Annotated in this window: 12 protein-coding genes and 1 pseudogene; 6 read left to right on the top strand and 7 right to left on the bottom strand. The window is 68.6% G+C overall.

The window, feature by feature from the left end:
* Together ACFYWX_RS26265 and ACFYWX_RS26260 are read right to left on the bottom strand one after the other, a co-directional pair.
* Positions 1-338 (bottom strand): annotated as a pseudogene (locus ACFYWX_RS26265) (sugar ABC transporter permease); the annotation flags it as partial.
* Positions 339-364: 26 nt separating this feature from the next.
* A complete protein-coding gene (locus ACFYWX_RS26260; protein WP_389426538.1) occupies positions 365-1675 on the bottom strand; it encodes an ABC transporter substrate-binding protein in 1311 nt (436 codons plus the stop codon).
* 496 nt (positions 1676-2171) lie between these two features.
* On the opposite strand from ACFYWX_RS26260, the gene ACFYWX_RS26255 reads away from it, so the two are divergent.
* Together ACFYWX_RS26255 and ACFYWX_RS26250 are read left to right on the top strand one after the other, a co-directional pair.
* Entirely contained in the window at positions 2172-3236 is a 1065-nt protein-coding gene (locus tag ACFYWX_RS26255) for a LacI family DNA-binding transcriptional regulator (protein ID WP_389426537.1), read from the top strand.
* 222 nt (positions 3237-3458) lie between these two features.
* A complete protein-coding gene (locus ACFYWX_RS26250; protein ID WP_389426536.1) occupies positions 3459-5516 on the top strand; it encodes an RICIN domain-containing protein in 2058 nt (685 codons plus the stop codon).
* A gap of 16 nt (positions 5517-5532) precedes the next feature.
* On the opposite strand, the gene ACFYWX_RS26245 is transcribed toward ACFYWX_RS26250, so the two are convergent.
* Positions 5533-5883 carry a hypothetical protein gene (locus tag ACFYWX_RS26245; RefSeq protein WP_389426553.1) on the bottom strand — a complete coding sequence of 117 codons (351 nt, stop codon included), beginning with the start codon at positions 5881-5883 and terminating at the stop codon, positions 5533-5535.
* A gap of 44 nt (positions 5884-5927) precedes the next feature.
* Here ACFYWX_RS26245 and ACFYWX_RS26240 point away from each other — a divergent pair, with 44 nt between their 5' ends.
* Positions 5928-6626 (top strand): TetR/AcrR family transcriptional regulator, encoded by a 699-nt coding sequence (locus ACFYWX_RS26240; RefSeq protein ID WP_389426535.1) that lies wholly within the window; start codon positions 5928-5930, stop codon positions 6624-6626.
* Positions 6627-6686: 60 nt separating this feature from the next.
* Here ACFYWX_RS26240 and ACFYWX_RS26235 read toward each other — a convergent pair whose 3' ends face one another.
* On the bottom strand, positions 6687-7571 hold the full coding sequence (locus tag ACFYWX_RS26235; protein WP_389426534.1) for a helix-turn-helix transcriptional regulator: 885 nt from the start codon (positions 7569-7571) through the stop codon (positions 6687-6689).
* Between the two features lie 203 nt (positions 7572-7774).
* Between ACFYWX_RS26235 and ACFYWX_RS26230 the strand changes: the two genes are divergently transcribed.
* The 3 genes from ACFYWX_RS26230 (at position 7775) to ACFYWX_RS26220 (ending at position 10044) form a co-directional block, all read left to right on the top strand.
* A complete protein-coding gene (locus ACFYWX_RS26230) occupies positions 7775-8797 on the top strand; it encodes a zinc-dependent alcohol dehydrogenase family protein (protein WP_389426533.1) in 1023 nt (340 codons plus the stop codon).
* A gap of 116 nt (positions 8798-8913) precedes the next feature.
* Entirely contained in the window at positions 8914-9627 is a 714-nt protein-coding gene (locus tag ACFYWX_RS26225; RefSeq protein ID WP_389426532.1) for an SDR family NAD(P)-dependent oxidoreductase, read from the top strand.
* A 186-nt stretch (positions 9628-9813) separates the two neighbouring features.
* Positions 9814-10044: a hypothetical protein gene (locus ACFYWX_RS26220; RefSeq protein ID WP_389426531.1), complete on the top strand. Its 231-nt coding sequence runs from the start codon at positions 9814-9816 to the stop codon at positions 10042-10044.
* 274 nt (positions 10045-10318) lie between these two features.
* Here ACFYWX_RS26220 and ACFYWX_RS26215 read toward each other — a convergent pair whose 3' ends face one another.
* From ACFYWX_RS26215 to ACFYWX_RS26205, 3 genes are read right to left on the bottom strand one after another with little or no spacing between them, the layout of a single operon-like run.
* Positions 10319-10642, bottom strand: a complete 324-nt coding sequence (locus tag ACFYWX_RS26215) for a DMT family transporter (RefSeq protein WP_389426530.1) — start codon at positions 10640-10642, stop codon at positions 10319-10321.
* The gene (locus ACFYWX_RS26210) at positions 10639-11016 is read right to left on the bottom strand and encodes a DMT family transporter (protein ID WP_389426529.1); all 378 of its coding nucleotides are present in this window, start codon (positions 11014-11016) and stop codon (positions 10639-10641) included. Before ACFYWX_RS26210 ends, ACFYWX_RS26215 begins: the two co-directional genes overlap by 4 nt.
* The gene (locus ACFYWX_RS26205) at positions 11013-11561 is read right to left on the bottom strand and encodes a TetR/AcrR family transcriptional regulator (RefSeq protein ID WP_389426528.1); all 549 of its coding nucleotides are present in this window, start codon (positions 11559-11561) and stop codon (positions 11013-11015) included. Before ACFYWX_RS26205 ends, ACFYWX_RS26210 begins: the two co-directional genes overlap by 4 nt.
* Positions 11562-11574: the final 13 nt, after the last annotated feature.

Below are 11574 nucleotides of genomic sequence, written 5' to 3'. Positions count from 1 at the left end.
CAGATGATGTTGTGCTGTACGGCGGGCCAGAACTGCGGGTTGTCGGTGAACAACTGCCGGAAGTTGTCCAGCCCCACCCATGTGATCGAGTCGAATCCGATGCCGTCCCAGCTGGTGAAGGCCAGCGCGATGGAAGCCAGCGCGGTGACCCAGACCAGGGCGACGTGCAGGATCGTGGGCACGCCGGCCATCAGGCCGAGCGTGAGGCGGTCGCGGCGGGTCAGCAGGCGCCGGTGGCTCCGCGGGACCCGCCCGGGCCTGGACTTGGCGGTGGACGCGGCGCCCGGAGGCGGCACGGCGGCCGCTCCCGGGTTCTTCGTCGTGGTCTTGGCAGTCACGGTGTGGGTGCCTCAGGTGTGGGTGTTCAGGCGGACGCGAAGATCTGCTTCTTCTGACGCTCGATCGACGACATGATGCTGTCGACGCTCTTGGGGTTGCGGATGAAGTTCTGCAGCGCCGGCTGCATCACCGTGGAGGTGAAGTCCGGGCGGGAGTCGCGGTCCATGAACTGCGTGAGGCTCTTGGCGCCCGAGATCATCTCGTACGCCTTCTTCTGCAGCACCGTGTACGAGGACGTGTCGGCCTTGCTGGAGGCGGCCACCACACTCGAGTCCGCCTCGAGGTAGATCTGCTCCGCCTCCGGCGTGCCCAAATACTCCAAGAGCCTGACCGCGGCATCCTTGTTCTTCGGGGCCTTGGAGAGCATGTAGCCGTCCGTCGGCGCCTCCACGGTGTCCTGCCCGAAGGCCGTCTCGATCTCCGGGAAAGCGAAGAAGTCCAGGTCGTCCAGATCGGCCTTGTTCGTGAACTGCTGCGCCACGAACGCGCCCAGCACGTACATGCCCGCCTTCTTCGACACCAGCGACTGCGCCGCGTCCTGCCAGGTCCGGCCCACCGCGCCGTCCTGGTGGTAGGGCAGCAGCTCCGTCCAGTGGTCGAAGACCTTGCGGACCTTGGCGTCGGTCCAGGACGCCTTGCCCGCCATCAGCTCGACGTGGAAGTCGTAGCCGTTGGTGCGGAAGTTGATCTGGTCGTAGGTGCCCATCGCGGGCCAGGCGTCCTTGTCACCGAACGCGATCGGGACCAGCCCGTCCTTCTTCATCTGCTTGCACAGCGCCACCAGCTGCTCCCACGTGGTGGGAACGGTGTAGCCGTGCTGGGCGAAGACGCTCTTGCGGTAGAAGACCGCCCAGGGATACGTGTACAGCGGCACGAAGTAGTACTTGCCGTCCTCGCCCTTGCTGAGCTTCTTCATCGCTTCGGGGAAGTTCCCGCCGATCTTCGCCCACACGTCGTCGATCGGAGTGGCCAGCTTCTTCGCCGCGAAGAACTGCATGCGGTACCCGGCGAACCAGGTGAACACGTCGTCCGGGGTGCCCTGCAGGTAGGAGTTGATCTGCTCCTGGAACGTGTTGTGGTCCTTGGTGTTCACGTCGACCGTGATGCCGGACTGCTTGGTGAACGCCGCGTAGATCTCCGCGAACGCCTTCTTCGGCACCGCGTCCGAGGAGTTGGAGCCCAGCGAGACGGTCTTCGGGTCGGCCGCCGTACCGCTGCCGCCACAGGCACTCAGCAGAGGTATGCCGGCACCGAGGACGGCGGCACCGCCGATGCCACGCAGCACGGCGCGGCGGCTGGTACCAGGTATGGGCTGACCGACGGATGAATGGCGCATTTCGGGCTCCTGAAGGGCTGTCATGCCCCGGGCGTGGCGCATCGGCTCAAGGGAGGCATGGCGGGGAAGCGGTCGACGATGCGACCAGAAACAAACGCGATCGGACAAACTCGATCGGTTGACGCGTCGAAGAGTGAACGTTCTGGTGATCCGATGTCAAGACTCTCTGGATGACATGTCGCGTGGACCGACCCCTGTGAAGCCGCCCATTCCCACAGCCGGGCATGTGCTCAGGCGTTTCGGCCGGCGCCGCTCTGTCCGAGCATCCGGCATCTCACAAGCGGCGACTCGTCGCCGGGTGCCGTGTCGGGAGCTGGTTTCGACGGTCCCTGGCGCGCGTACGTGGGCCTCGGGAATGTGGCGTGGGTGGAAGAAGTGCTGTCCGCGCTCTTGACGCGCGGCCCTCCGGCTACGTAGATATGACCGCGCGGTCAGTGACCGCGCGGTCATACAGGTGACCTCGCCTGATCCAGGCATACGGCCGACAGGAGCTCTCATGGCGCGAGTGGTGGGGCGGAGCGCGGGTGCTTCCGTGCCGCGCAGCGAGGACGTGGCCCGTGTGGCCGGGGTCTCGCGCAAGACGGTGTCGCGGGTGCTGAACAACGAGCCGTACGTGTCCGACGAGGTCCGCCGGCGCGTCCTCGAAGCAGCCGAGGAACTCGGTTATCGGCTGAACCACGCGGCCAGGGCGCTGGCGTCGGGGCGGAACCGTTCCATCGGTGTCGTCGCCCTGGGCACGGCCGGATACGGAACCGCCTCACTCCTGGTGGGCATCGAGAAGGCCGTACGGGACGCCGGTTACGCGCTGCGCGTGGTCAACACGACGGACGGTGACCCCGACGACATCGCCGGCGCTGTGATGTCGCTCCTCGAACAGGGAGTTGACGGCGTCGTCGTCTCCGAGCCCATCGTGGAAGGAGAGGTTTCCGTCCAGGTCGAGGTGCCGGTCCTCTTCCTGGGTGCGCCGCCTGCCTTCGCCTCTGCCCGGACCCTGACGGTGGGCGTGGGTGCCTTCGCGCTGGCGCGGGCGGCCACCGATCATCTGCTGGATCTGGGGCATCCGACGGTTCATCACCTTGCCGGTCCGCGACGCTGGTACGCGTCCAAGGACCGTGTCGAGGGCTGGCGGGCGGCCTTGGCGGCACGGGGTGCGCACGAACCTCCGGTGGTCGAGGGCGACTGGTCACCCGCCTCCGGCTACGCGGCGGGCCGCGAGCTGGCTGCGGACAGCTCGGTGACCGCGGTGTTCGTGGCGGGCGACGAAATGGCCATCGGCCTGATCCACGCCCTGCGGGAAGCCGGCCGCCGGGTGCCGGAGGACATCAGCGTGGTCGGTTTCGACGGCAACCCCGTCTTCGCCTACGTCACCCCTCCCCTGACCACCGTGCGCCAGCCCTTCGACGCCGCGGCGCGGGAAGGCATCAGGCTGCTCGTGCACGCCATCGAGCAGCCGGACACCGACCTGCCTGCAGCGAGCGAGGCACCGGTCGAACTCGTCGTCCGCGGCTCGACCGCACCCCCGCCGTCCCATCAGAGCCAGGCAGTACCTCCCACCACCTGAACAGCACCTGCCCCCGTCGCCGTAGGGAGTACGGCCACCCGACCGAGCACCATCTCTGTCGCCCGGCACCCATGGCGGTCGGAGCCATGGTTACCGCGACGTCGTCCCCACCTTCGCGGCCGGCCGCCAGCGCCACTCATCGACTCCGCCTTCCCGCCTGGATCACTCAGGGGTACGGCGGGCACCGAAACACATCCCCATCCCTTCCCCCGGGAGCCGCACATGTCCCCTGCGCAGACAGGCGCCAGACCCGGCGCCGCTCAGCGTTCCCGTCCCCTCTTCCTCCTGACGTTGATGCTCGCCCTGCTCGCCGCGGTGGCCACGCTGGTCCTGCCGGCCGCCGGCCGGGCAGACGCTCTGGCCCGTCCGTCGCAGACGATGTACACGCCGCCGTCGAACGCACCCTCGCCCGGGTCGCTCTATCCGCGGGCGATGCGTATGCAGTACAACGGCTCGGCCAACGGCACGATGCTGGCGACGTTCGAGCAGTACTCCTCCGGCACCCCGGTCTTCCCGATCTACCGCAGCACCGACAACGGCAACTCCTGGGCGAAGATCTCGGAGGTCGCCGACACGCAGAACGGCTGGGGCATGCGCTGGGAGCCCGAGCTCTTCGAACTCCCCACGGCGATGGGGGACTTCCCTGCGGGCACCATCCTGGCTGCCGGAGCCTCCGTTCCCGCCGACCGCTCAGCCATCAAGATCGATGTCTACGCCAGCACCGACCGCGGACAGAGTTGGACCTTCGTCAGCAACATCGCCACGGGTGGCGCTGCCTTCGACACCAACGGCAACACCCCCGTGTGGGAGCCGTTCTTCCTCGTCTCCGGCGGCAAGCTGATCGTCTACTACTCCGACCAGCGCGACCCCGCCCACGGCCAGAAGCTCGTGCACCAGGTTTCCACCGACGTCCGCACATGGGGGCCGGTCGTGGACGACGTGGCGATGCCCACCTACAGCCAGCGCCCGGGCATGGCCACCGTCGCGAAGCTGCCCAACGGCAACTACGTCATGACATACGAGTACGGCGGTTCCCCCGCGGGTAGCTTCGCCGTCTACTACAAGATCTCCTCCGACCCGGAGGCGTTCGACTCCGTGACGGGCATCCCGCTGCGTACGACGGACGGCATAGTTCCCGTCGGCACCCCCTACATCACCTGGCTGCCCACCGGCGGCCCGAACGGCACCCTCGCCGTCAGCTCCAACAGCACCGGCGACCTGTTCCTCAACACCGAGAACGGCGCCGCGAACACCTGGACGCGCATCAACCCCAACGTCGCCCCCGGCTACAGCCGCGGCATGCTCCCCCTGACCGACGGTCACAGCCTGTTGGTGCTCAGCGGCGGCCGCACGGGCGGCAATCTCCACAACCCGGTCACCTACAGCACCATCGACCTGGGCGGCGGCATCTCGGACGGCGCCACCTACACGGTGTCGAATGCCAACAGCAACCTGAAGCTGAGCATCGCGGGCGGCTCCACCACCAACGGCACCTACGCCACCCAGCAGAACGCCGACAACGCCACCGACCAGCAGTGGCGCTTCGTCCAGCAGCCCTCCGGCTACTTCAAGGTCTTCAACGTCGCCACGGGCAAGGTCCTCGGCGTGGAGAACCAGTCCACCGCCAACGGCGCCAAGATCCTTCAGTGGGACGACAACAACACCCTCGACCACGAATGGGCCGTCGCCCCGCACCCCGCCGGCGGCTACACCCTCACCAACCGCGTCACCGGCAAGTACCTCGAGATCCCGGGCGCCTCCACCACCCCCGGCACCACCGCCGGCCAGTGGAGCGGCACCGGCTGCGCCTGCCAGCGCTGGAACCTCACCCAGACCGCCCTGCCCCCGCTGGGCACCGGACAGTACATCCTCGTCAACAAGAACAGCGGCAAGTACCTCGACATCCCCAACGCCTCCACCGCCACCGGCACAGCCGCCGACCAGTGGCAGAACAGCGCCTGCCCCTGCCAGCTCTTCACCTTCCAGTCCGCGGGCGGCGGATCCTGGACCATCAAGAACATCAACAGCAACCTCAACCTGGACATCCGTGACAGCTCCGCCACCCCCGGAGCCGCCGTCGTCCAGAACACACCCTCCACCGCCGCCTCACAGAAATGGACCCTCACCGACGCGGGCAACGGCTACTACGAACTCAAGAACGTGGGCAGCAGCCTCAACGCAGGCGTCGCCCAGTCCTCCACCACCAACGGCGCCCCTGTCGTCCAGTGGAACGACCTCAACGTCGACGACCAACTCTGGAAGATCGTCCGCATCAACTGAACGCCTGGCGCCCCACTCACCATCGGCCTTCACCCAGGGCCTCCTGCCACGTCCGGATCGCGATGCGAACCGAGCGCCAGGAGGCCCTGGTGGTTCCTTGGGAGTGATGGACCAGCTCCGGGTGCCGCAGCTGCTTGGCCCCGTCGTGGCGGATACGCACATGGTGCGCGGCCCACTGCGTGCGGAACTCGGGGCTGAGCGTGGACAATTCGCCGACGAGCTCGCGCAGAGCCCGGTCGTGGGGCTCGCGCCCGGCCTCGGCGCGTAGCAGCGCGGCGGTCTTGACGGTGGCGTGGTCCCAGTCGACGAAGAAGTCACGGGCGCCAGAGGTACGCCGCCTCGATGTCGTACGTCCCCTCCGACCCAGTTCCTCAAAATGGATAGGGCAATCCGATTGCTAGACTGGCCGGTATGAACCCTGGCGCCCAGCAATCCGACGGTCCCGTCGTGCAGCCGCTGCGCAGCGACGCCGAGCGCAACCGTGAGCGGATCATCGCCGCCGCGCGCACGGTGTTCGGGCGCGACGGCCTGAGCGCTTCCATGGCGTCCGTGGCCCGTGAGGCGGGGGTGGGGATCGCCACCATGTTCCGACGCTTCCCCACGAAGGAGGAGCTGGTCGCCGCCGTCTTCGCCGACCGGATGGACGCCTACGCCGACGCGGTCGCGGTCGCCCTGGACGACCCGGACCCCTGGCGCGGTTTCACCGGTTACATCGAGGCGGCCTGCGCGATGCAGGCCGCCGACTACGGCTTCGCCGACGTCCTGACCATGACCTTCCCCACCGCCAAGGACCTGGAGCAGCGCCGCAACGAGGCGTACGAGGCCATGGTGCAGCTCATCGACCGCGCCAAGGCCGCGGGCCGCCTGCGCGAGGACTTCGACCCCTCGGACCTGGTGCTGATCCACATGGCCAACGCCGGCGTCGTCAACGCCACCGGCGAGGCCGCCCCCGAGGCCTGGCGACGCGTGGTCGCCCTGATGATCCAGTCCCTGGAGGCCCCCGCCCGCGGCCTCCTGCCCGCCCCGCCCGAGCACGAGGCCCTCTACAAGGCCATGCTCCGCGCCGGCCCGGGAGGCCCCACCGCCCCGGCGCCGGACAAGGGCGACTGACCTCGGGACCGGATCGCCGTTCTTCGGGGGAGCGCGGCGTGGGGTGGACGGGCGGTTGCGTCAGAGGGGCTGTGTGGAGGGGCTTGCTTCCTGGGTTGCGGCCCAGGTGGCGAGGAGGTTCAGGTTCTCCGCGGAGGGTGAGTCGGGTTCGGCGGTGTAGACGGTGAGGGTGAGGCCAGGTTCGGCGGTGACGGCCAGGGCTTGCCAGGTGAGGGTGAGGTCGCCGACGACCGGGTGGCGGAACTGTTTGGTGCCGGTGCCATGGCGCGTGACGTTGTGGGCACCCCAGCGGGTGCGGAAGGCGTCGCTGCGGGTGGACAGTTCGCCGACCAGGTCGTGGAGGTCCTTGTCGTGGGGGTTGCGGCCGGCTTCGGTGCGCAGGACGTCGACGGTCATGTCGGCGGCGAGGTCCCAGTGGGCGTAGAAACGGTGGCCGGCGGGGTCGAGGAACTGGTAGCGGGCGAGGTTGGGTGGCTGGGTGTGGTGGTGGGCGTAGATGTCGGTGAAGAAGGCGCGGGCGAGCTGGTTGGTGGCGAGCAGGTCCAGACGTCCGTTGACGGCGTACGCGGGTGCGGCGGTGACGGCGTCCAGGGTCCACTGCAGGCTCTTGTGCAAGGCCCGCTGCTGGCCGGGGCGTGGGCGGGGGCGTGCGAGGGTGTCGGAGCCTTCCTGGGCCTGGGCGAGGTGGAGCAGGTGGGCGCGTTCGGCGTCGTCGAGCTGGAGGGCGCGGGCCACGGCTTCGAGGACGGTGGGTGAGGCGCCGGTGAGGTTGCCGCGTTCGAGTTTGGCGTAGTACTCGACGCTGACGTCGGCCAGGGTGGCGACCTCGCTGCGGCGCAGGCCAGGCACGCGGCGCCGGGTGCCCGATGGCAGTCCGGCCTGCTCGGGGGTGATCTTGGCTCGCCGCGAGGTGAGGAACTCGCGGACTTCTTCACGGTTGTCCACAGGACGACCGTACGGCCAGGTCCGGCAGCTTGGGGTGTACTGCCAGTACACCCATCATCAGTGACTCGTTACCCGCTCGGAATGAGGGTTACCTGAATGCCTTGGTGCTCTCCGCTCCGCCTCATCCGGCGGTGCGGGGGGTTGTTCCCGAGCAGGATTCGGCGCTGCGAGCGCCGGCGCACACAAGGCAAGGAGACGCATTCATGCGTGGAGTAGTCATGTACACGGCCGGTGATGTCCGGGTGGAGGAGCGTGAAGACCCGAAGATCATCGAGCCCACCGACGCGATCGTCCGGCTGACCGCCACCTGCATCTGCGGGTCGGACCTGTGGCCGTACCGCGGGGTCGAGCCCGCCGACCACTCGGCCATGGGGCACGAGTACGTGGGCGTCGTCGAGGAAGTCGGCGACGACGTACGGAACGTCAAGGTGGGCGACTTCGTCGTCGGGTCGTTCGTCATCTCCGACAACACCTGCGAGATCTGCCGTGCGGGCTACCAGTCCGGCTGCGTGCACCGGGAATTCGTGGCGATGACAGTCGGCACCCAGGCCGAGAAGGCCCGCATCCCCCACGCGGACGGCACCCTGGTTCCCACGCCCGGGCAGCCGGACCCGGAGCTGATCCCGTCGCTGCTGGCCGCCTCCGACGTGCTCGGCACCGGCTGGTACGGCGCCGTCGCGGCCGAGGCCGGCCCCGGCAAGACGGTCGCGGTCGTCGGCGACGGGGCGGTCGGTCTGATGGCCATCCTTGCCGCCAAGCAGCTGGGCGCGGAGCGGATCATCGCGATGTCCCGCCACCCCGAGCGGCAGGAGCTGGCCCGGTTCTACGGCGCGACCGACATCGTCGAGGAGCGCGGTGACGCGGGCGTGGCGAAGATCAAGGAACTCACGGGCGGGCTCGGCGCGCACTCGGTGGTCGAGGCCGTCGGAACCCAGGAGTCGACCATGCAGGCGATAGGCGCCACCCGCCCCGGCGGCCACTTGGGCTTCGTCGGCGTCAACTACGACGTCACGATCCAGGGCATCGACCTGTTCTTCGCCGGCATCCACGTGGAGGGCGGCCCCGCCCCGGTGCGCCGGTTCCTGCCCGAGCTGATCCAGCTCATTTGGGACCGCGAAATCGACCCCGGCAAGGTCTTCGACCTCACCCTGCCGCTGGAGCAGGCCGCCGAGGGCTACAAGGCCATGGACGAGCGGCGCGCCACCAAGGTGCTCCTCACCTTCTGACCAGCCGCCCCGCGCCCACTCCCGAGGTGAGTGCCCCGCTGGGACTTCGGGGGTGGGGGTGCCACTGAGGTGTTCCGTGACTTTGTCCATCCGCGTACAGACAGGAGACGACTGACATGGCATTGGTTCTGGTGACCGGGGCGTCCAGTGGGCTCGGGCGCAACACGGCGAACGCGTTGGCCGGCGAAGGGCACGACGTGGTCGTCCACGTCCGCAACTCGGCTCGTCTCACCGACGTGGGTGACACCGGCCGGTGGAAAGGCGTCATCACCGGGGACCTGGCCGAGCCGGACGAAATCCGCGATGTTGCCCGACAGGCTTCCGAGTTCGGCCGCTTCGACGCCGTCATCCACAACGCCGGCGTCATGTACCGCCCGGAAGATGTCACCGTCAACACCGTCGCCCCCTACATGCTGACGGCCCTGATGGACAAACCGGCCAGGCTCATCTACCTCAGCAGCTCCATGCACCGGACCGGCTCCACCGACCTGCGCCGGCTGGCCCCCGGCACCGCTTCCTACGACGACACCAAACTGTGGGTCACCACCCTCGCGCTCGCCCTGGCGTCCCGATGGGAGGGAACCTCCAGCCACGCTGTCGACCCCGGGTGGGTCCCCACCCGTATGGGCGGTCGCGGCGCACCGGACGACCTGACCGCCGGGCACCAGACACAGGCGTGGCTCGCCACCCACCCCGACGTGACCCCGAGCACCGGCGGCTACTGGTACCACCAGCAGACCCAGACACCACACCCCGCCTCGCAGGACGAAGAGTTCCAGGCCCAACTCCTCCAAGCCCTGGAGAGCCACACAGGCGTCCGGCTCGACTGACCGCGACCGCGACACCCTGTCGGCCCGACCCGTGTCGCGCAGAGTCTGAGAAACCGGACCCGGTGACAGGTCGAGGTTCCGGCACTGTGCCCCTGGCAGGAGCCGTCGAGGGCACAGAGTCAGGCGATGGTGCGAGACCGGAACGGGCTTTGGCTTGATGTGGCCGTAGAGGCGGACACGGTGGGCATGACGTTCCGCTCGGCCCGGCCAGACGTCACGCGGCGCCCTCGTGCGCTGGCGGCCATCGCCCTTGCACTGTCAGCGGCCGGCGCGCTCGTCGCCGGCGCGCGGGACGACTCCGTCACACAATCGCTGGTCTTCGCGGCAGCGGCCTTCCTGTGCGCGGCCCTGTTCTGGTTCACCACAGCGGAGGGGTCCGCACACACCGCACGCCGCACACGCCCCGCACTGGACTGACCACCCGGCCGGCTCCGGGCGGGAACCGGCGCATCCTGGCAAAGTGGCGGTCCGACGCCACCGCCCAGTCGTAGAAGCCGTCGACGCCCGAGCGGGGATGCGCTCCCGCCCGGTGTTGTCCTCCCGTGGTCCGGTCAACAGGCCGGTGTCGCCCGGCGCAGCAACCGGACGACACGTCACCACAGGGCGAACGTTGCCTGATGCGGCACCAGGGGCACAGCCTCCGCCAACTCGACCACCAACACCGGCTCACGCATGCTCGGACTCCTGCAGCTCAGTGAGGGGAGCCGAGTTCGATGAACAGGACGCCGAGGATCACGATGCCGATCCCGAGGCCCATCACCTTGGTGAGAGGCTCGTGGAACAGAACGCGGGAGGCGACCGCGGTGAGCGCGACTCCGGAGGCAGCCCAGATGCCGTAGGCGACACCGAGGGCCATGCCGCCGTCCAGGGCGAGGGTGAGGAACACGAACGCGGCCAAGAACCCGGAGAGTACGCCGATGAGCCACTTCTTGCTGCCGCCTTGTGAGGCCATCCGCAGCGACAGCGTGCCGGCACACTCCGACAGGATCGCGCAGATCAGGAACGCCCAGATCATGGCGTGGCTTCTCCCTCACGGGTCTGACGGGTGTGTGCCGCCTGGGAGCCGAGCTCGATGCACAGCACGCCGACGATGACCAGCGCGATGCCCATGACCATCCGCGCGGTGAGCGCGTCACCGAAGACGAAGCTCGCCAGTACCGCGATCAACGCGACGCCGCAAGCACTCCAGATGCCGTAGGCGACACCGACTCCCATCCCCGCGCGCAGCACGAAGGACAGGGCGGTGAATGCTCCGATGTAGCCGATCGCGACGACGACATACAGGGCGGGGTGGTTCAAGGCCGCGCGCAGGGAGAGCGTCGCGGAGACTTCGAGCGTGATCGCCGCCATCAGAAGCAGCCACTTGGTCAGCCGAGTCATCCGAGTCATCCGGGTGCCTCGTCTTTCAGCAGTCCTTCGGCGACCGCCAGCAGGTGGGCGTGGTCACGCTCCGGGACGGGAAACACATCGGTGGCGGCGGCCATCCAATGGCCGTCGGCCAGCAGCCGTGCGGCGGTGAGCCGACCGCGGACCGGGCCCGGCAGGTCGTCGGGGAGCGTGAGCCAGGGTTCGAAGCGGCGGACCCAGGTGTGGGTGAAGGCGGCGCGGTAGTGGGCGTCGGAGAAGATCGCGAAGTCCGCGCGGTCGAACGGTTCCGCGAGGGCGACTTCGACATAGGCGTGAATGCGTTGCTGGTGCGAGGCAGTCTCCAGCGGCTGTCCCAGCCGTTGCAGCAGGAGCGCCTCCCAACGGTCGGCAACGTGGTTGACCACGGCGAGCATCAGCGCTTCCTTGGTCGGAAAGTGGTACATCAGCCCCGGCTTGGTCAGCCCGGCCTGCTTGGCCGCCGCGTCCAGTGTGACCGTCCCGCCTCCTTCAGCACGGAGCAGATCGAGCGCACCATCCAGGATGTGGAGCTTTGCGTTCTTCGCCATCGTTCTACTTTAC

The sequence above is a fragment of the Streptomyces sp. NPDC002888 genome, assembly GCF_042888465.1.
In the GTDB taxonomy this organism is placed as follows: domain Bacteria; phylum Actinomycetota; class Actinomycetes; order Streptomycetales; family Streptomycetaceae; genus Streptomyces.
Note: the sequence above shows the minus strand (reverse complement) of the source record. Positions and strands in the feature narration are given on the sequence as shown.